Annotated in this window: 16 protein-coding genes; 6 read left to right on the top strand and 10 right to left on the bottom strand. The window is 64.4% G+C overall.

Annotated features, from left to right (window positions below):
* The first annotated feature begins 580 nt into the window (after positions 1-580).
* Both G572_RS0107040 and G572_RS0107045 read left to right on the top strand, forming a co-directional pair.
* A complete protein-coding gene (locus G572_RS0107040; protein ID WP_156884496.1) occupies positions 581-2248 on the top strand; it encodes an AMP-binding protein in 1668 nt (555 codons plus the stop codon).
* An 84-nt stretch (positions 2249-2332) separates the two neighbouring features.
* The gene (locus G572_RS0107045; protein ID WP_029057867.1) at positions 2333-3511 is read left to right on the top strand and encodes an iron-containing alcohol dehydrogenase; all 1179 of its coding nucleotides are present in this window, start codon (positions 2333-2335) and stop codon (positions 3509-3511) included.
* Positions 3512-3579: 68 nt separating this feature from the next.
* Here G572_RS0107045 and G572_RS25390 read toward each other — a convergent pair whose 3' ends face one another.
* Both G572_RS25390 and G572_RS0107055 read right to left on the bottom strand, forming a co-directional pair.
* Entirely contained in the window at positions 3580-4242 is a 663-nt protein-coding gene (locus G572_RS25390; protein WP_051241826.1) for a TetR/AcrR family transcriptional regulator, read from the bottom strand.
* Positions 4243-4366: 124 nt separating this feature from the next.
* Entirely contained in the window at positions 4367-6283 is a 1917-nt protein-coding gene (locus G572_RS0107055) for a flavin-containing monooxygenase (protein WP_029057869.1), read from the bottom strand.
* 188 nt (positions 6284-6471) lie between these two features.
* Here G572_RS0107055 and G572_RS0107060 point away from each other — a divergent pair, with 188 nt between their 5' ends.
* Genes G572_RS0107060 through G572_RS0107075 form a run of 4 tightly spaced genes read left to right on the top strand, consistent with a single transcriptional unit; the run spans position 6472 to position 11342 of the window.
* Positions 6472-7728, top strand: coding sequence for a serine hydrolase domain-containing protein (locus tag G572_RS0107060; RefSeq protein ID WP_029057870.1), 1257 nt, complete (start codon positions 6472-6474; stop codon positions 7726-7728).
* A gap of 26 nt (positions 7729-7754) precedes the next feature.
* Positions 7755-8327, top strand: coding sequence for a TRAP transporter small permease (locus tag G572_RS22935; RefSeq protein ID WP_084649930.1), 573 nt, complete (start codon positions 7755-7757; stop codon positions 8325-8327).
* Between the two features lies 1 nt (position 8328).
* Entirely contained in the window at positions 8329-9639 is a 1311-nt protein-coding gene (locus G572_RS0107070) for a TRAP transporter large permease (protein ID WP_029057871.1), read from the top strand.
* A gap of 50 nt (positions 9640-9689) precedes the next feature.
* A complete protein-coding gene (locus G572_RS0107075; RefSeq protein WP_245566167.1) occupies positions 9690-11342 on the top strand; it encodes a long-chain fatty acid--CoA ligase in 1653 nt (550 codons plus the stop codon).
* 63 nt (positions 11343-11405) lie between these two features.
* Here the strand turns inward: G572_RS0107075 and G572_RS0107080 are convergent, their stop codons facing one another.
* The 8 genes from G572_RS0107080 to G572_RS22945 all read right to left on the bottom strand — a co-directional run bounded on the left by G572_RS0107080 (position 11406) and on the right by G572_RS22945 (position 19334).
* The gene (locus G572_RS0107080) at positions 11406-12905 is read right to left on the bottom strand and encodes a class I adenylate-forming enzyme family protein (RefSeq protein ID WP_029057873.1); all 1500 of its coding nucleotides are present in this window, start codon (positions 12903-12905) and stop codon (positions 11406-11408) included.
* Positions 12902-14062 (bottom strand): CaiB/BaiF CoA transferase family protein, encoded by a 1161-nt coding sequence (locus G572_RS22940; protein ID WP_051241829.1) that lies wholly within the window; start codon positions 14060-14062, stop codon positions 12902-12904. Before G572_RS22940 ends, G572_RS0107080 begins: the two co-directional genes overlap by 4 nt.
* A 27-nt stretch (positions 14063-14089) precedes the next feature.
* On the bottom strand, positions 14090-14509 hold the full coding sequence (locus G572_RS0107090) for a VOC family protein (RefSeq protein ID WP_029057874.1): 420 nt from the start codon (positions 14507-14509) through the stop codon (positions 14090-14092).
* Positions 14510-14571: 62 nt separating this feature from the next.
* Positions 14572-15723, bottom strand: coding sequence for a TRAP transporter substrate-binding protein DctP (gene dctP / locus G572_RS0107095; protein ID WP_029057875.1), 1152 nt, complete (start codon positions 15721-15723; stop codon positions 14572-14574).
* 200 nt (positions 15724-15923) lie between these two features.
* Positions 15924-16538: a LysE family translocator gene (locus G572_RS0107100; protein ID WP_029057876.1), complete on the bottom strand. Its 615-nt coding sequence runs from the start codon at positions 16536-16538 to the stop codon at positions 15924-15926.
* Positions 16538-16990 (bottom strand): Lrp/AsnC family transcriptional regulator, encoded by a 453-nt coding sequence (locus G572_RS0107105; RefSeq protein WP_029057877.1) that lies wholly within the window; start codon positions 16988-16990, stop codon positions 16538-16540. The genes G572_RS0107100 and G572_RS0107105 overlap by 1 nt, the downstream gene beginning before the upstream one ends.
* A gap of 119 nt (positions 16991-17109) precedes the next feature.
* Entirely contained in the window at positions 17110-18435 is a 1326-nt protein-coding gene (locus G572_RS0107110; RefSeq protein ID WP_029057878.1) for an aspartate aminotransferase family protein, read from the bottom strand.
* Between the two features lie 14 nt (positions 18436-18449).
* Positions 18450-19334 (bottom strand): MurR/RpiR family transcriptional regulator, encoded by an 885-nt coding sequence (locus G572_RS22945; RefSeq protein WP_051241841.1) that lies wholly within the window; start codon positions 19332-19334, stop codon positions 18450-18452.
* Positions 19335-19338 lie beyond the last annotated feature (4 nt).

The following is a 19338-nucleotide window of genomic DNA, read 5'->3' on the forward strand; positions in this document are numbered from 1 at the left end:
GCGTCGGCAGGAACGACCCCGGAAAGAGAGGCGGACAGGGACACAGCGGACCTCCAGTCTCGGTGGTGTTAGACTGGTAGGATATTTCAGGTGGCGATTTTTGCAAGGACACGCTTAGAAACAATGGCGGCGCACCGTTTCCCGCAGCCTTGCGAAGCGCCAACGAAGGCGGCTTCCACCGCAGATGTCGACCGCTATCTGGATGCCCGTCCAAAAAACCCTACCTGTGCCGCTCGCCAGATACCGGTCGACCGGACACGATGGTATCGCTCCCCCTCCCGGAGGCGCGCCCGGTCGATGACGCCAACGCCTCCCAGCGACGCTCACCCTGTCGTTCGACGCGGCCCGACCCGACAAGACCACCGTCGGCGAGGCCCCGGAATGCGCGCCGACGCGTCCGGACAACCGCCGTCAGAAGACCGGCGCCATACGTTTAAGTCATTTGCTCAAAACTATTGACTTAGATCTCGGGTTCGCGCCATGCTCGACAAACACGCTCTGGCGGCCGCTCTTCCGGGGAGGTATCGGAAAGCGCAAAACAGCGACAAGCCAGCAAGTCGGGTTCGTGCGGGAGGAAAACATGTTCGACGTACAAGACAGCATGCTGTCTGAGGAAACAAACGATCCGCGGATCCCCGCGCGCCAGGACGTGGTCACCCGGCATCTGATCGACCGGCAGGCCAGAGACCGCCCCGACACGGTTTTTGCAAAATTCGACGACACCGGCGAGGAATGGACCTACGCGACGCTTCGCGACCTGGTTCTGCAGACGGCGGTCGGCCTTCAGGACCAGGGCGTCCGGCAGGGCGATCACGTTCTCGTCTGGATGCCGAACTGCCGGGAACAAATCCGGATCTTTTTCGCGCTCAACTATCTCGGAGCGATCTACGTTCCGATCAACACCGCCTACAAGGGCCGGCTTCTGGAACATGTCATCGACATCTCGGACGCCACGCTCGCCATCGTCGAGGCAACCCTCGTCGAGCGGATGGAAGGTGTGGACCTCGGACGCCTGGAGAGGCTGATCGTCACCGGCACGGCCGGCACGGACGGAGAGGAGATCGCGGCCCCGCTTCCCGCAACGCTCTACCAGGAGGCACTGCTGCCCGAAAGCGGCTCGCTGGCCCCGCTCCAGCGCAGCATCGAGCCCTGGGACCCGATGACCATCATCTTCACCTCCGGCACGACCGGCCCGTCGAAGGGGGTGCTGATGTCCTATCTCCACCTCTTTTCGAACGCGGGCCCGGAATCCTGGCCCTTCGTCACCGCTGACGACCGCTATCTGATCAATGCGCCGATGTTCCATATCGGCGGCTCCGGACCGATGTTCTGCATGTTGGCGCGCGGCGGCTCGATCGCGGTCGTGGAACGTTTCGACACCGCCACCTACTGGGACCAGGTGCGCCGCACCGGCAGCACGGTCGCCTTCCTGCTGGGGGTCATGGCCAGCTTTCTTGAAAAGCAGCCAGCGAAACCGGACGATGCGGACAACCCCTTGCGGCTTGTCCTGATGGTGCCCCTGGCGTCGAACGCGGAGAGTTTCGCCAGCCGCTTCGGCCTCGATGTCTACACGATCTTCAACATGACCGAGGTGTCCAGCCCGATCGTGTCCGAACCCAACCCGAAGGTTCGGGGCACCTGCGGAAAGCCGAGGCCTGGGGTGGAGGTCCGGCTGGTCGACGGGAACGACTGCGAAGTCCCGGTCGGCACCATGGGGGAAATGATCGTCCGCACCGACCGGCCGTGGGCAATGAACAGCGGATACTACAAGATGCCGGAGGCCACCGCCAAAGCCTGGCGCAATGGCTGGTTTCACACCGGCGACGCCTTTGTGCGCGACGAGGAGGGGAACTTCTTCTTCGCCGACCGGGTGAAGGACGCCATCCGGCGCAGGGGCGAGAACATTTCGTCCTTCGAAGTGGAATCCGAGGTTCTGGCCCACCCCGACGTGTTCGAGGCCGCCGCCGTGGCCGTCGACAGCGAACACAGCGAGGACGAAGTGATGATCTGCGTCTCGCCGGTCGCCGGACGCACGATCGACCCGGCCGAACTGATCGCGTTTCTCCAGGAGCGCATGGCCTACTTCATGGTGCCGCGCTACGTGCGCATTCTGGACAGCCTTCCCAAGACGCCGACGGCCAAGGTGTTGAAGCACCAGTTGCGCAGCGAAGGCCTGACGCCGGACACCTGCGATCGCAACGCCGAGGGCATTTCCATCAAGGGAGAAAGGTTTCGCACGCCTGCCTGACCTTCCGGGTCGCCAGGCGCACGCCCCTGCACCGGAAATGGAGCAGGAAGCAATTCTGTTTGTTCATTTTCCGGGGAGGAAACAATGACAGGTTCAGCAGCCGGACTGGTGGTGATGACATCGACCGAGCGCATTCGCTTCGGTGAAGGCGCCGCCGCAGCGCTCGCGGCCGAGGTCGAGATGCTCGGCGCCAGGCGCGTCGTCCTGATTGCCAGCAAGTCCCTTGCCGATCGAACCGATGAGATCGCGAAAATCGAAGCCACCCTCGGCGCCAGCCACGCAGCAACGTTCACCGGCGTGGAACCGCATGTGCCGCGCGACAATGTGATCGCCGCGACCGCCGTGGCCCGGGAGGCACGCGCCGATCTGATCGTTTCCATCGGCGGCGGATCCGTCACCGATTGCGCCAAGATCGTCCCGGTCATGCTCAAGCACAACGTGAGCACGGCGGAGGGAATGGACCCCTATCATATCACGGTGGACGACGCCGGTGCGATGGTGGTGCCGGCCTTTGCCCCCCAGGACATCCGCACGATCTGCATTCCCACGACCCTGTCCGGCGGCGATTTCAATCCGCTTTCGGGCGCGACAGACCCGGTCAGCAAACACAAGCAAGCCTATCTGGAGCGGATGATGGCCCCGGTCGCGGTGATCCTCGACCCGGCGCTGACGGTTCACACGCCCGAATGGCTCTGGCTGTCGACCGGCGTCCGGGCCCTGGATCACGCAATCGAAACCCTGCAATCCTTCCAGTCCAACGACTTCTGCGACGGACTTGCGAAAAGCGCCCTCGACCTGCTGATCGCCGGCCTGCCGCGGGTCAAGGCCGATCCCGGCGACCTCGAGGCGCGCCTGAAGTGCCAGATCGGCGTCTGGCAATCCATGTTGCCCATCATTGCCGGAGTGCCGATGGGCGCAAGCCACTCGATCGGTCATGTGCTGGGCGGCCTGTGCGACGTGCCGCATGGGCACACGTCCTGCGTGATGTCGCCCTTCGTTCTGCGATGGAACGAACCGGCAAACGCCGAGCGCCAGGCGCCGATCCGCGCCGCATTCGGCAAACCCGATGTGCCCGCCGCAGACCTCGTGGACCGGTTCATCTCCGATCTGGGAATGCCGCGCTCCCTTGCCGCCGTGGGTGTCCCCTCGGACAAGATGTCCCAAATCGCCGAATACACGATGGACGACATCTGGGGGAAGACCAATCCGCGACCGATCAGCGGGCCGGCGGATGTGATGGAAATCCTGGAGCTTGCGAAGTAGGCCCGACACCGCCGGCGCCGTTCCCCCGGGGGCGGCGCCAGCCGCATGCGTTGCCGCGCCTTGCCGCGTCAGCGGGACGGGGCGCCGACGATGCTTGCGGTGAGGCTGTCGATCAGGCTGTCCAGGGCGCTTGCCTCGCCCCAAAGACGGCCGCCATCCTCGCTGAGAACAAAAGCCGCCTCGCGCGCTGACAGGCTCGCTTGCGCGAACTGATAGAAGAACACCAGCTTTCGATTGAGCGCGGCGCGCGGCACGTCCGGAAGCGCCGCCGCGATATGGTCGATGCAGCGCTGAAAGCTGTCATCGCCCTCCGCCTCGACCGCTGCGGCAAACATCGCCCGGTGGTTCAGCTGCATTACCGAAATGAACCGCATGTGGCCAAAGCCGATCGGAAGATCGCTGCGCTGCTCCGGATCGCCCGTGCCAACCGTCTCGACCTTCACGATCAGTTCGACGATGTCGCGCACGCCGATCCGGGCGCCGGAGGCCTCCAGCGCATCCAGCGCCGCGTTTCGCGCGCGCCGCGTGCGCATCAGGGCGTCGCGCACCAGTTCGCGGATCAGGTCGTCCTTGGTGCGGAAGTAATAGTGGATTCCGGCCGAGTTCTTGACCGACGCCTGATTCAGGATGGCGCGAACCGACACACCCTCGATCCCGTGCCGGGAAAACAGCTGGATGGCCGCAATCTTGATCCGCTGGCGGGTGTCGTCTTCGTCGGTCCGGTTCGCCATGCTCGTTTCCTTTGTCGTTATGGGTGTCGATACTGCACCATCGGGCCAAAGGTCAAAGCGACATGTGCGGCACGGCCATATTTCCGTCGGCTCTCATGGGGGAAGCGCGGCCCATGACCGCGTTTCAGCCTTCGAAGACATAGTCCCCCGGATCGGCGTCGCGCGTCAAAAGCCAGAACTGGTCATTGCGCCAGGGCGAAATCGCCACCACCCGGCCGAGCCGGTTGCGGTACCAGTTTTCCGTTCCCTGATGGGTCCAGACCATACGGTCATGCGCGGCGTCGATCCGCCGATTGTAGTCCTCATAGACCTCGGGACGTACCTCGACGGTGGACGTCCCCTTCTCGGCCATGCGGGTGATGACGCTGAGAATATAGGAGGTCTGCAGCTCGATCGCCTTGATCATGCTGCCGCCGTGTCCCAGCCCGACGTTCGGCCCGAGAATGGTGAAGAAGTTCGGGAAGCCGGGAACGGTCGAGCCGATGTAGGCGCGCGGATTGTCGGTTTCCCAGACATCGGCGAGACGCTGGCCGTTGCGCCCGACAATGTCATAGGACGACTGCATTTCGGCCGCCTTGAAACCCGTCGCATAGATCAGAACGTCGGCCTCGTAGCGCTCGCCGTTCGCCGCCGTCAGCTGCCGCCCCTCGATCCGCGACAGCCGTTCGGGAACCAGCTCCACATTCGGCTTCGTGATGGTCCTGTACCAGCCGTTGTCCAGCAGGATGCGCTTTCCGTAAGGCGGGAAGTCCGGCAGGACATGCGCGAGCAGGTCCTGGCGATCGCCAAGCTCGGACTCGACGTATTTCGTGAAAATTTTGCGATGCCGGTCGTTTGTTGCGTTGAGGGATTTTTCCGGCTCGGGCCAGCTCGGATCCTTCTGCAGGGACTCGTGGATGCGATCGTTGAAGGTCCAGAACTGCCGGATCCGGTACCACTGCTGATACAGCGGAATGACCATCAGAAGGTGCCGGACGGCATCGGGCACTTTCTTTTGAAACTGGGGGAACGGCGCGGCCCATTGCTTCGAACGGGCGAAGATGGTCAGCGATGCGACCTTGTCCGCGATGGCGGGAGCCACCTGCATCCCCGAGGCGCCATTGCCGACCAGTGCGACATGTTTGCCCGTCACATCCAGGTCTTCCGGCCATTGAGCGGTATGGGTGCTGATGCCCGGGAACGTGTCCGCGCCGGGGATATCCGGGATCTGTGGCGTGTTCAGGACACCGACCGCGCTCATCAGGATATCGCAGCGTTCCGTGGTCAGCGTGCCGTCCGCGCCGCGCACCCGCAGAACCCACTTCCGGCTGCTTTCGTCCCACCGCGCTTCCTCGACCCGGGTCGAGAAACGCGTTCTTTCCCGCAAGCCGAACCGGTCGGCGACATCACGGAAATAGCCCAGAAGTTCGCCTTGCAGCGCGAAGTAACGCGACCAGTCGTTCGGGGCGAAGGAAAACGAATAAATGTGGTTGGGCGTATCGACGCCCGCGCCGGGATACCGGTTTTCCCACCAGGTGCCGCCGAACTCCTCGTTCTTCTCGATGATCTCGAAATCAACGCCCAGCCTCTTCAGGTTGGCGCTGACGCAGATCCCCGACACGCCCGCCCCCACGACAAGAACCCGCATGTCCGACCGCCACGGCGTTTCCGGCGTCTTGCTGTGGGCCGCCAGCCCGAGATCGGACGCGATCACCTCGCCATAGCTTTCGGGAACCGGCTCACTCATCGAGACCGAAAGCATCCGCGCCAACGTGGCGTTCGACGGATGCGGAACGGCGAGCGGGGCACCGCCGATCCACTCGAAGACAGCCTTTTCCGCCGCATCGCGGATCTCCTGCTGAATGTCCTCGGGAAGGCCGCCATCGTCATTGTCGTCGAGACCACGGGACCTGCCAGGCGTGTAGGGCGGTTGCAGCCAGCGTTCTTCGCCCGTCATCTGGTAGAGCACGCACAACAGGGTTGGAATGTTTCCCTGCCGGATTCCCTCGCGCAACAGTGCGGTATCCAGCTGGGGCACCTGGGTCAGATCCGGACCTGTCATTGATCTCTCCTTGCCTTCCCGATTGACGGGGCAGCCCACATTGGGTATGCGATGAAGTCAATTGGCTCAAGCAAACGACTTAACGATAACATTCGCGCATTGCAACAGCCCGATCACGCTTTTCGGGAAATCAGGTCGCGACACCAAAACAGTCGGCTGGAGCTGAAACGGGAGGAGGAGGACACGCGATGGCGACAAACGCCGCGCCCTGGTCGCGCACGGTTGAAACAGCGGAAGGTCTCGTGTCGGTATCGGGGCGGCTCGTTCCGGGGTTCGAAGCCGTCGCGCAAGCCTTTTGCGACAATTTCACGGGCGGGGCCGAAGCCGGCGCCGCCGTTCATGCGCAGGTTCGCGGCCGCGAGGTCGTCAGCCTCCATGGCGGTCGTGTTGCCTCCGCCACCGACAAGAGGCCCCGCCCCTGGCACGACGATACGGTATGCGTGATCTTTTCCGCCACCAAACCGGCGACAGCCCTTTGCCTGCACCTTCTCGCCGTTCGCGGCCTTGTGGACCTGGATGCGCCGGTTGCCGAAATCTGGCCGGCTTTCGCGGCACAGGGCAAGGACCGGATCACCCTGCGCATGGTTCTCGACCACAGCGCCGGCCTTCCCGTTCTCTCGGAACCACTCAAGCCGGACTGCCTGTGCGATCACGCCTATATGGCCGACAGGCTGGCTGCCGCGACACCCGTCTTCGCGCCGGGAAGCGCCACGGCCTATCATCCGGTGACCGGCGGCTTCATCCTCGCCGAGGTGCTCCAACGCATCGACGGACGCAGCCTGGGACGGTTCTTCGCGGAAGAGATCGCAGACCCGCTCGGACTGGAATTCTGGATCGGCCTGCCCGACGCGGTTGAGGAGCGGGTCGCGCAGATCCGGCATTTCATCCCGCAAAAGGGCGGTGGCTCGACGCCCTTCGGCGAGGCCTTGCGCGACCCCGGATCGCCCCAGAGCCTGTTCTTCTTCAATCACGGCGACTGGATGTCGAAAGGGGTCAACACACGGGCCGGCCGCAGCGCCGAGATCGGTGCGGCCTCGGGCGTCACAAATGCACGCAGCCTTGCTGCCCTCTTTGAGGCCATGCAGCCGGACGGAGTGCTGGGACTGGACGCCGAGACGGTCGCGAGCTTCGCGCAGGCCACATCCGCCACGCACCGGGACGGAATGCTGTTGCAGCCGACGCGGTTTGGGCCGGGCTTCATGCTGCGGATGGACAACCGCGGCGGCCCACGACACGCCTCACGCGGCGACAGCTTCCTCATTCCCCCGCACGCTTTCGGACATGTCGGGGCGGGAGGATCCTTCGGATTTCGCGATCCCGTGGCGGATCTTTCCATGGCCTACACCATGACGCAGATGGGGCCCGGCTTCCTGCTGAACCCGCGCGGGCAAACGCTGATCGATGCCGCCTACCGCTGCATTCCGGCCGGCCCGTCCCGGCCCTGACGCGGCCCGACACAGGAGGACGACACATGCGCAAAGAGCCGGACGCGGACCCCCACACCGGAACATCTGGTTTCTGGAGCCGGGCCGAGAGGATTCTCGCCGGGACAATCAAGGCGGTCTCCATCGCCGCCGGCCTGTCCATCGTCGCGATGATGCTTCATGTCACGGCGGATGTCGCTCTCAGATATCTGACCGGCACCGGACTGCCGGGCACACTGACCATCGTGAGCTACTACTACATGGTGATCGTGGCGTTCGTGCCGCTGGCTTTCGCCGAGTTGCAGCGCGCGCATATCCAGATGGAGCTTGTCACCGACCTGTTGCCGCAGCGCCTCTCGCGGCAGATCGGCGGATGGGGGCTTTTGTTCACCGGCCTCGTCACCGGCGCGCTCACGGTGCGCGGTTTCGAGGAAGCGGTGAACCAGATGCGGATCGGGGCCTCGCAGGTCCAGGGCACCACATCGATCGACACCTGGCCGGCCCATTTCGCACTCCCGCTGGGAGCGGGGCTGATGACCCTTCTGGTGGCGCTGCGCTTCCTCCAGTTCCTGACCGGCAGCCTCCCCCGCCCCGGGGCGCGCAAGGCGGGAGGCGTGTGACATGACGGACATTCAAATCGGCCTCGGGGGACTGGCGCTCCTGTTCGTGTTGATCGCGATGCGCCTGCCGATCGGGCTGGTGATGATCGGCGTGTCCTTCGGTGGGCTCTATCTTCTGGCGGGCTGGAACGTCGCCTGGAGCAGTCTTGGCCTGCTGCCCTTCAATTTCGCGGCAAGCTGGGTTCTGAGCGCGGTTCCGATGTTTTTGTTGCTCGGTTTCCTGTGCCATCACGCCAAGCTGACCGAGGGCCTGTTCCGGGCGGCGCGGGTGTGGTTGCAGGGTCTGCCCGGCGGCCTCGCAATCGCCTCCGTTCTCGGCTCCGCCGGTTTTGCCGCGGTCTCCGGTTCGTCCATCGCCTGTTCGGCGACGATGGGGCGCATCGCCGTGCCGGAAATGACCAAGGCCGGCTACGATCCGGAGCTCGCCACGGGAACCGTCGCGGTCGCCGGCACGATCGGCGCCCTGATCCCGCCCTCCGTGATCATGCTGATCTTCGCCGTGATCGCACAGGTTCCGGTTACGGACCTGTTCATCGCGGGCATCACCGCCGGTCTCCTGACCGCGCTCGGCTATATTGCGGTCATCTGGATCCGCGTCGCGCTGAACCCGGCGCTCGCCCCGCGTAGCGGCGAGCGTCTACCGGTCCGGGAGCGCATCGTCATGACGCGCGACAGCTGGCCGATCGCCCTGATCATGCTGGGCGTTTTCACCGGGTTGTTCGGCGGGGCCTTCACGGCGACCGAAGCCGGCGCCATCGGCGCGTTCCTGGCAACCATCGTGGCCCTTGCCAAGGGAACCCTGTCGCCGCGGGTTTTCCTGATGGCGATATCCGACACCGTTCTCACGACCTCGACGATGATCATCATCGGCGTCGGCGCCACGGTTCTGACCCGCTTCCTGGTCTTTTCCGGTGCCGGCGACTACCTCAGCGACCTCGTCATCGCGACGACCTCCAACCCCGTGATCATCATGCTGGGCCTGGTCGTTCTCTATCTGTTTCTGGGCCTGTTCCTGGAGCCGGTCGGCGCCATGCTGCTCACGCTTCCCCTGGTGCTGCCGATCATCGGGGAAGCGAATTTCGACCTGGTGTGGTTCGGCATCATCCTGACGAAGCTTCTTGAAATCGGAATGGTCACACCGCCCGTCGGCATGAACGTCTTCGTCATCAAGAGCGTCGTCGGCCCCCTCGTGACCACCAGCCAGATCTTCCGCGGCATCGGCTGGTTCCTCCTCATGGACCTGTTCGTTCTCGGCCTCCTGATCGCCTTTCCGGACCTCGTCCTGTTTCCCCTCAAGCTTATCGACGGCTGACCCGCGGTCCGGCCTGCCCTTTCTTCCAGAAACGAAAAGGAAAACAGACCATGACGACGTTCCAAGACACGCCGCCGCTGGACGGACAGATGATGCAAGGCGCATTGTCGATTCCGGCGATCATGGACTACGCGGCCGACGTTCACGCCGGCGCGCGGATCGTTTCCTCCACCGTCGAGGGCGGCCTGCACGACTACAGCCTGCCCGAGGCATCGAAGCGCATCGCGCGCCTTGCCCACGCGTTGCGCGCCATGGGTATTCGCCCTGGCGACCGCGTCGCGACCCTGGCCTGGAACGGATACCGCCACTTCGAGCTCTATTACGCAATCGCGGGCATCGGCGCGGTCTGCCACACGATCAACCCGCGCCTGTTCCCCGAGCAGATCGCCTGGATCGTCAATCATGCCGAGGACCGGGCACTGTTCTTCGATCTGACCTTCGCGCCTCTGGTCGACGGGCTGGCGCAGCACCTCCCGGTCGGCATGCAGCGGGTCTTCCTGTCCGACGAGGCGCACCGGCCAGTCAGCTGTGCAGAGAACGTGCTGGCTTATGAAAGCCTGATCGAAGGATACCTGGACAGCATCGACTGGCCGGACCTTCCGGAAACGGCGGCGGCCGGCCTGTGCTACACATCCGGCACGACCGGCGATCCGAAAGGCGCGCTCTACTCCCATCGCTCGACCGTGCTGCATGCGATGTCGGCCATTCTCGGGATCCCGCAGGCGTTCGGCAGCGGAAAGCGCATCCTGCCGGTCGTGCCGCTGTTTCACGTCAACGCCTGGGGCCTGCCCTATGCCTGCCCGCTTTCGGGGACCGACCTTGTGTTTCCCGGCCCGCATCTCGACGGCAAAAGCCTCTTCGATCTGATGGAGACAACCGGCACGACCGGGGCATGGGGCGTGCCCACCGTCTGGGCCGGCCTGATCGAGGAAATCAGGCAGCGCGGACGCAAGCCGGAGACCCTGGAGATGCTGCTGATCGGCGGTTCCGCCGTACCGCCGGCAATGATCTCCGCGTTGGAAGACTTCGACATCCACACGATCCACGGCTGGGGCATGACCGAGATGAGTCCGATCGGCACCTGCACCCGCCCCGTTGCCGGCGCAAGCCGGGAGGAGCGGATCGACAATGCCGTTCCCCAGGGCAAACGCCTGTTCGGCCTCGACATGAAAATCGTCGGCGAAGACGGCACGCCGCAACCGCATGACGGAAAGGCGCAGGGCGAATTGCTGGTGCGGGGCCCGGCCGTGGTCAACGGATACTTCAACGCGCCGGACGCCTCCAAGGCTGCCTTCGACGCCGAAGGCTGGTTCCGCACCGGGGACGTCGCGCGCATCGACAGCGCCGGCCGCCTGCAGATCGTCGACCGGACGAAGGACCTGATCAAATCCGGCGGCGAATGGATTTCCTCGCTCGACCTGGAAAACCTGGCAACCGCCCATCCCTCGGTCGCCCAGGCGGCGGCCATCGCGGTGCCGCACCCCAAATGGGACGAGCGTCCGGTTCTGGCCGTCGTTCCCGCCGACAAGGAAAAGGGCATCGACGAGGCCGATCTGCTGGCACATATGGGACGCCATCTTGCCAAATGGCAGATGCCCGATGCCGTCATCACCGTGGACAGCCTGCCCATGACCGCCACCGGCAAGATCTCGAAGAAAGACCTGCGCAGCCAGGTCACCGTCGATTTCGACGACATGAACTGAAATCGGCGTCCCGGTGCTCCGCCCACGCTCTGAAAAAACGCGCCCCGAACGGGGCGCGTTTTTTCAATCCTGCGGCGCGATACCGGCACGCAGCTCGAACTTCTTGACCTTGCCGGAGGGGTTGCGCGGCAAGGCGTCGACAACGAGCACGCGGGACGGCTTCTTGTAGGACGCAAGGTGCGCCTTGCAAAATCCGATGACGTCGGACGGGTCGAGATCCTCACCCGGCCGTGGCACGACGAAGGCCATCGGCGTTTCGCCCCACCGGGCGTCGGGAACGCCCACGACCGCGCTGTCGGCGATCCCGGGATGCGTGTTCAGGAGCTGTTCGATCTCAGCCGGATAGATGTTCTCGCCACCGGAGATGATCATCTCCTTCAGCCGGCCCTTGATATAGACGAACCCGTCCTCATCGATCGTTGCGAGATCGCCCGTGTGCAGCCAACCGTCGCGGATGGATTGCCGGGTGGCGGACTCGTCCTTGTAGTAGCCCAGCATGACGGTGTCGTCGCTCTGGATGATTTCGCCGACTTCGCCCGGCGCGATGTCGCGACCGTCGGGATGCACGATGCGCAGGCGGTTGGTCATCATGGGCTTGCCCACCGACCCCAGACGCGCCTCGGCATCCTCGGCGCGCAGCACGGTCGATGTCGAGGAGCATTCCGACAGGCCATACCCCTGCATGAGGGCAACGCCGAACATCTTCCGAAACAGCCGCATCGACCGTTCCGTCTCGGCCGCGCCGCCCGACAGGCAAAGCCGCAAGGACGGCGCGGTGGCACCGCGCTCCTCCAGTTCGCCGATCAGCGCCTGCCACATCGCGGGTGCTGCAAACATGCAGGTAACCCCGTCCTCGACAAGGTGACGGCCGACCTCGCCCGGATCGAAGTGCTTCTGGAGAATGACGGTTCCGCCGATCAGCAACAGCGGCAAGGTACAGATCAGCGACCCTCCGGCATGGAAGATCGGCGCGCAGGTCAGCGTGATGTCGTCTCGCGTCAACGGAAAGTCCGCGATCTGGTTCTGCGCCGTCGCCAGAAGGTTGCGTTCCGACAGCATCGCGGCCTTGGGGCGCCCGGTCGTGCCGGAGGTGTGGATCATCAGCAGGCAGGCGTCCGGCGCCCGCCGTTCGTTCCCTTGCCGCGCTTGCGGCGCGGCATCGGGCGCCAGCCCCTGCGGTCCGCTTTCCACCCAGTGGCGAACGGCATCGGCGCGCGGCTTCACCGCCTCGACCATCTCGCCGAAATCGGCGGAATGAACGACGACATCGGCTTCCGAGTTCGCGAGCTGATAGACAATTTCATCGGCAACGAGGCGAAAATTGATCGGCACCAGAACCGCGCCCAATCGCGAACAGGCAAAGAGCAGCTCGAAGAAGGAAATGTCGTTGAAGCTCAAATGCGCGACCTTGTCGCCCTCGCCGACCCCCAAGGCGCCCAGGCGCTCGGCGGTGGCCGCGACCCGGGCGTTCAGCTGGCCATAAGTGACCTCCAGCGGCCCGCATCGAATGGCTGTCTTGTCGGCGAAACGGTCGCTCTGGCGTGCAAGGATGGATGCAATCATGTGGCGGGCTCCTCCCCGGAAGTCTGCGATGGATCGGGTTCGTCCTCGCCCGGCACAGGCGCGGCGCGGCGAACGGCGGCGGGCGTGGCGGACAAGGAAATCGGGTTGGCCAGATGGCGTTCGGTCCCGTAAACGCCATGCGTCGTCTGCGCGACCATGCCGCGCGCGGCTGCGTGGCCGCTCCCGAGCATGGCGTTCAGCGATTGCACGGCGGTCACGCACACGCTTTGGGGACCAAGCGTTTCTTCCCAGTGGTCGGCGGGTTCGGTGGCCAGAACGGCCGCGACATCGGCCTTCACGCGCTCGGCCGTGTCCGCATCCAGCAGATCCGCCTCGCCATGACCGGGCAGGCCGATCGCGGCGCAGAACCGTTTCCAGAGCCAGGGCTCGAAACACGCGACGGCGACATAGCGACCGTCCCTGGCACGGTAAAGCGCGTAATGCGGATAGCTGCCCGAATAGAGCAACCCGCCGCGGCGCAAGTCCGCGCCGCCGTTCAACAGGTGAAAGGCCAGCGGATTGGCAAGGCCCATCGCCGTATCGAGAAAGGAGATATCGACGAACTGACCCTTGCCAAGCCTGTCGCGCGCCAGGAGCGCAAGCAGGATCCCGCTGACGGCGTGCATCGCGGCCCCACCGAAATCCGACAGAAAAAACAGCGGGATGACCGGCGGCGCCGCTTCACTTGAGCCGATCAGATCCAGCAGTCCGGCCTTGGCGATGAAGTTCAGGTCATGACCGCCCTGGTCCCCCATGGGGCTGCGTTGCCCGTAACCCGACAAAGCGCAATACACCAGGCGTTCGTTGGCGGCGCACAACGTTTCATAGGCAATCCCGAGGCGCTGCGCCGTGCCGGGGCGGAAATCCTCGATCACGACGTCGGCCTCGGCCACGAGCGCCAGGAAGGTCTCGCGCTGTTTTGGAACGCGCAGGTTCAGCGTCAGGCTGCGCTTGTTGCGGTTCAACGCACGCGAGATCAGGTGCATCTGCGCCTCGAAACTCCAGATATCATCCTCCGGCGCAGGCCGGCGTACGCCGGTGTCGGCGGAGATCGACGTCACCTCCGCGCCGAAGTCCGCCAGATACATCGAGGCCATCGCCGACGGGCCCAGCCGTCCGAGGTCGAGGACACGCAGTCCTTCCAGGGCTGTCGTCATCGCTTTTTTCCAACCGAGGGTACGAGGTTAGTCTTCCTGGGCCGCGGCCGTCGCAGGATGGGGCTCCGGGTAGGCAGCAAGCACAATCTGCAGCCCATGCGCCTTGGCGGGATGAAACGCGACCTCCCGCAATGCGCCGAAGGTCACGTCGTTCACCGGCTCCAGCCCGTGGTCGCGAAAGTGGCTGACGGCCGCGTCCATGTCGGAGACCTTGAAGACGACGCAGAAGACGCCCTCGCCGCGCGTCCTTGTGAATTTCTCGACGACGGATCCGGGGTGGCCTGCCACGAGTTCCAGGCCCTCGCGCGAGTAGCGGGCATCCATCCCGAGTTTGTCGTCGCTCAGCGGCGCATCGAAGCGGATGCCCAGCAACCCTTCGAAAAACCCCGCAGCTTCCCCGATGTCGCGCACGCCGAGCGCGACCCTGTCCAGTCGTTCAATCTTCATTCTCTGCTCCGCCGCCATCAAGGGGAGGCCGCCGGCTCGACGCAGGCGGCCCCGGACATCGATTACTGCCCGTAGGTCGCCAGATCGACGTCGGACAGGATTTCGTCCCAGTAAAGCTGCGCGAGCTCCTCCGCAGTCGAAACGCCGTCAAGATGACCGCGCCATTCGGAAACCCGCGCGCGCATCGCCGCGACGGTTTCCTCTCCGTTGCTGACGCCGAAGGTCTCCCTGTAGTAGCCAACGAGCGTGTCGATGTCCGTGTCGACAAAACCGCGCGTTGCCTCGACCAGGCTGGGAGCGGCCTGATGAAACCGGGCCTTGATCTCGCCGTTGCGGGATTTTTCCTTCAACTCCTGCAAGCCGTTCTCGTATTTCATCGAGATCTCTGCCGCCGCCGTCGCCGCTCCGCGCAGCAGCGCCTCGCGCTTGTCCAGGCTCAGACCGGCCCAGGTGTTCCGGTTCACCTGCGCCAGGGACGCGACATAGATGCCACCGGGAACGCCGGTGGTGATGTCGGTCACCAGATCGCCCATGCCGAAATTGTAGACATCGGGAACCGAAAGGACGACGCAATCGATCAGGCCCTGACTCAAGGCTTCCAGCATCTCGTTGCCCGACACCGTGACCGGCGACGCCTCCATGGCCTGCGACCAGCGCGCCCAATAGGACCCGGAGATGCGCATGCGTGCGTTTTTCACGTCCGACAGCTCGACATGCGGCTTCGTGCAATTCAGCGAATAGGGCGTTGAAGCCGTTCCCACCGTGAAGACATTGTTCCGGGCGGCGAACTCCCGGTGGCACTCCGGACAGTCGTTGATGATGAAATCCGTCATAGCGGCGCCATAGAGGACACCCTGCATCTCCTGCGAAAGGTCCTCCTCCTGCAACAGGATCATCGCGGTTTCCATCGCCAGGTTGGCGTGGGGATACTCCCTGGGAAACAGCGTGGTCATCAGCGCGCCGATGTCGGCCAGACCCGAGGAAATCCCGTCGGACGTCTCCATGAGATTGAGCAAGGAGAGCGGAAAGGTGCGCACCTTCAACGCGCCGCCGGAGTTTTCCTTGACCGTCTCGGCAAACACATTTGCGCCGATATCGAAGTAAGACCCCGGCGGGTGCCCATAGGCAAAGCGCAGGGTTTCCGCATTCGCCATCGCTGTGCCGGCGAGCCATACGGCCCCCGCCATCGCCGCGAGCCTGTTCATCTTGATCATGGTCCCCTCCCTCATTGCAGTCCGACGCCGTTCACGACGGCAAAGTCAATTGCTTTATACAATTGACTTAGACAAATTTGCAATGGGCAACGACACGATCCGCTGCCGCGGCGGGACCGTGGGAAAGACATCCGATGAATTGAAACGAAGATACGACCTGCTTCAGGAAGCGCAGGACGGCTCCCGCAGCAGAGCTGGCGTCACATGAATGCCGAGGACACCGCCCAGAGGCCGAAACCGATCAGCACGATCCCGGACAGACGGGAGATCCACTGCGCAAAGGCGGGTGGAAGGCGATGACGGGCAAGCGCGACGCCACCGCTCAGCAGGCTCCACCAGAGCATCGACCCGAAAAACACGCCGGCCACGACCAGCGCGGCGTCGGCCGCAGTGGCGGTCGATGCAAGCCCCAATCCGGCAAAGAGTGCGGCAAAGGACAACACCGTCATCGGGTTCGTGATCGTCAGGAGAAAGGTGGTCGCCGTCGTCCCGACCAGATCGCGGGAGGCGACCCGTGGCGTCGCCCCCGGCACTTTCGGCGCGAAACCTTGCCAGCCGAGCCAGAGCATGAAGGCCCCGCCCAGCAGACGAAGCGGCGTGTCGATCGCCGTTAGCGCGGAGGCGAAGGCGGCAAACCCGGCGGCCGCCAGAATGGCATAGACGCCGTCGGCCAGCGCCGTTCCCAGCCCCCCGGCCGCGCCTGCGGCAAAGCCGCTTTCCAGCGTGCGGTTAATGCAAAGCGCGCCGATCGGTCCAAGCGGCGCCGCAATCGCCAACCCGAGAAACAGGCTTTTGAAAAACAGTATCCCGTCCATCAGGCGTCGTCTTTCCTGACAAGGGCGCCGGGCACAGGCGACGACAGGGCCAGGACCGTCTCGCTGCGGCCGACGAAACGGCGGGACTTGAGGTCGGCCAGAAACGGCTCGATCCGCGTCGTGTCGCCCACGCGCAGCTTGATCAGGTAGGACCAGGCGCCGGTGACGTGGTGACACTCGAGAATGAGGGGATGCGCGGCCGCGTAGGCGCGAAACGCATCTTCGTCCGCATCGTCGCGAAGCGCGATCCAGACGAAGACCAGGGTCTGCATGCCGGTCTGGACGGGATCCAGATCGACGGTGAAGCGGCGAATGACCCCGGAGGCCGTCAGACGCCGCACACGCTCGTTCACACTGGACGGCGACAGCCCGACAGACGCGCCGATATCGGCCAGCGACCGCTTTGCGTCGGCAGAAAGGAGATCGATGATTTTCGTGTCAATTGCATCCATTTCCGAAAAATATGCAGCACATGTGGCAATGTAAACGATATTTTTCTATAGCGACGCATTTGACCGCATTTTCAGCGCGCCCGGCCGGGACCTCCGAGACGGCACGCGCCGAAGCGCGCTCAGCCCGCCACGGCTGCATCCACCGCGTATCCCAGCCTCTCCACAATGAGGTCGACCGTCTCACTGTCCACGCCATAAGGCGGCGCCAGAAGCACGTGATCGCCGGACACGCCGTCGATGGTGCCGGCGCCCGGGTACACCATCAGCCCGAGCGTCATGGCTTCCCGCTTGATCTGCGCGCCGATACGCCGCTGGGATGCAAAGGGCGTCTTGTCGTCGCGATGCTCGACCAGCTCGATCGCCTGGAGAAGCCCGCGCCCCCGCACATCGCCGACATGGGGATGATTGCCGAAACGCGCCTCGAGCCGGTCGCGCAGCTGTGCGCCACGCGCAACGACATTCGCCAGCAGGTCATCGTCGCGGATCACCTGCTGGACCGCGAGCGCGGCCGCACAGGCAAGCGGATGAGCGGAATAGGTGTGCCCATGCACGAAACTGCCGCTGCCCTCCACGATGGTCCGATAGACATTGTCCGTGCACATCACGGCCGCGATCGGCTGGTAGCCACCGCCCAGCCCCTTGGCGAGCGTGAGGATATCCGGCGCGACACCCTCCTGTTCACAGGCGAGAAAGCTCCCGGTCCGCCCCGCGCCGCACATCACCTCATCCAGGATGAGAAGAATACCGTAGCGGTCGCAAATCTCGCGGATACGGCGGAAATACCCGGCCTCGGCCGTAACGGCGCCAGCCGTGGCGCCAACGACCGTCTCGGCCAGGAACGCGACGACGTTCTGCGGGCCAAGCTCGAGGACCTTTTCCTCCAGAAGGTTTGCGGCGCGCAGCGCATAGTCTTCCGCGCTTTCCCCGTCCCGGGCGTAGCGATAGGCAAAGCACGGCTCGATCTTGGGTTCATCGAGCAGAAACGGCCCGTAGGGCTTGCGCCGGGGCGGGTTTCCACCGACCGACAGCGCGCCCAAAGTGTTGCCGTGGTAGCTCTGATGCCGGGAGATCACCAGCTTCCGCGAGGGTTCGCCACGCTCCAGATGATACTGGCGCGCCATCTTGATCGCCGCCTCGATCGCCTCGGAGCCGCTTCCCACGAAATAGACCTTGTCGAGCGGCAGCGGCGTCGCATCGCACAGGTGATCGGCAAGGGCTTCGGCCGCGTGCGAAGTGAAAAAACTCGTATGCGCGTAGCTGATCTCGGCCATCTGGCGCTGAATGGCTTCCTGGACGCGCATGTCGCCATGCCCGATACAGGAGACGGCCGCGCCGCCGCAGGCGTCGATATAGCGCTTGCCGCTGTCATCCGTGACGTAGGCGCCACTCCCCTGCACCGCAACGGGAAGGACGCTCTTCGGAGAGCGATGAAACACATGGGTCATTTACAAGATCTCTGTTATCGGGCGCGCTTGTGCGCGTGGTAGGAACCGGAGGCGTAGAGCTGCTCTTCGATACGGCCGATCCGCTCCATGGCCGTGTCCTGCAACTCCGTCAGCATGGCGGCGGCAAGCCCCTCGACCACGCCGACCGCGGAAATGATGGAGGGGAAAAAGGACGGACTTTCGGCGGAGAAAAGCAGACTTGTTGCGGCATGCGGTTGCAGCGGCGTTGCGCGGCTGTCGCTGAGGCTGATGAGCTTTGCCCCGGAGGTACGGACCCCCTCGGCGATCAGGTCGATCTCGCGCGCATAGGGCTGGAAGTTGATCGACAGCACCGCGTCGCGCTCCGTCAGCATCGCAAGATCGGCGACCAGAGACGAGCCTTCGGTCCCGAGCAGCTCCACGTTCGGCCGCAGCATCTTGCACAGATAGGTGAAGGTGAGCCCCGGCCCGCGACAGCTCATGAACGCGGCCACATAGATGCGCTCGGCATGCGCAAGGGTCCTTGCCGCGGCTGCAATGTCTTGCGGCGTATTGCTTTCCACCGCATAGGCGAGGCTCGCCTCCTGGGCCCGGAACGTTTCACCCAGAAGCCCCGCGCCCTTGTCCTGCTGCACGGCCGCGACCGCCTTGTCGGCATAGCGGGCCGGACCGGTGCGGAAACTGTCGGCGTAAAGCGCCCTGAGCTCCGACCAGTCGGCATATCCCAGCGTGCGGGCGAGCCGCACAAGCGTCGCCGGCGCGACGCCGGCGCGGTTGGCGATCTCGCGCATCGACAGAAGAACCACGTCGTCTGGATGATCGACCAGATAACGCGCGCCATCTGCCAGCCTGCGCGGCAGGGCGTCGATCCGGCCGATCATCAGCTGGGTCAGGGCTTCAGGGGACGGTGCCTTCGCCATGATG

Source organism: Stappia stellulata DSM 5886, assembly GCF_000423705.1.
GTDB classification, from domain to species: domain Bacteria; phylum Pseudomonadota; class Alphaproteobacteria; order Rhizobiales; family Stappiaceae; genus Stappia; species Stappia stellulata.

Coding starts and splice junctions, on each gene's coding strand:
- G572_RS0107040 (WP_156884496.1), top strand. CDS start 581: ATGTTCGACGTACAAGACAGCATGCTGTCTGAGGAAACAAACGATCCG.
- G572_RS0107045 (WP_029057867.1), top strand. CDS start 2,333: ATGACAGGTTCAGCAGCCGGACTGGTGGTGATGACATCGACCGAGCGC.
- G572_RS25390 (WP_051241826.1), bottom strand. CDS start 4,242: ATGGCGAACCGGACCGACGAAGACGACACCCGCCAGCGGATCAAGATT.
- G572_RS0107055 (WP_029057869.1), bottom strand. CDS start 6,283: ATGACAGGTCCGGATCTGACCCAGGTGCCCCAGCTGGATACCGCACTG.
- G572_RS0107060 (WP_029057870.1), top strand. CDS start 6,472: ATGGCGACAAACGCCGCGCCCTGGTCGCGCACGGTTGAAACAGCGGAA.
- G572_RS22935 (WP_084649930.1), top strand. CDS start 7,755: ATGCGCAAAGAGCCGGACGCGGACCCCCACACCGGAACATCTGGTTTC.
- G572_RS0107070 (WP_029057871.1), top strand. CDS start 8,329: ATGACGGACATTCAAATCGGCCTCGGGGGACTGGCGCTCCTGTTCGTG.
- G572_RS0107075 (WP_245566167.1), top strand. CDS start 9,690: ATGACGACGTTCCAAGACACGCCGCCGCTGGACGGACAGATGATGCAA.
- G572_RS0107080 (WP_029057873.1), bottom strand. CDS start 12,905: ATGATTGCATCCATCCTTGCACGCCAGAGCGACCGTTTCGCCGACAAG.
- G572_RS22940 (WP_051241829.1), bottom strand. CDS start 14,062: ATGACGACAGCCCTGGAAGGACTGCGTGTCCTCGACCTCGGACGGCTG.
- G572_RS0107090 (WP_029057874.1), bottom strand. CDS start 14,509: ATGAAGATTGAACGACTGGACAGGGTCGCGCTCGGCGTGCGCGACATC.
- dctP (WP_029057875.1), bottom strand. CDS start 15,723: ATGATCAAGATGAACAGGCTCGCGGCGATGGCGGGGGCCGTATGGCTC.
- G572_RS0107100 (WP_029057876.1), bottom strand. CDS start 16,538: ATGGACGGGATACTGTTTTTCAAAAGCCTGTTTCTCGGGTTGGCGATT.
- G572_RS0107105 (WP_029057877.1), bottom strand. CDS start 16,990: ATGGATGCAATTGACACGAAAATCATCGATCTCCTTTCTGCCGACGCA.
- G572_RS0107110 (WP_029057878.1), bottom strand. CDS start 18,435: ATGACCCATGTGTTTCATCGCTCTCCGAAGAGCGTCCTTCCCGTTGCG.
- G572_RS22945 (WP_051241841.1), bottom strand. CDS start 19,334: ATGGCGAAGGCACCGTCCCCTGAAGCCCTGACCCAGCTGATGATCGGC.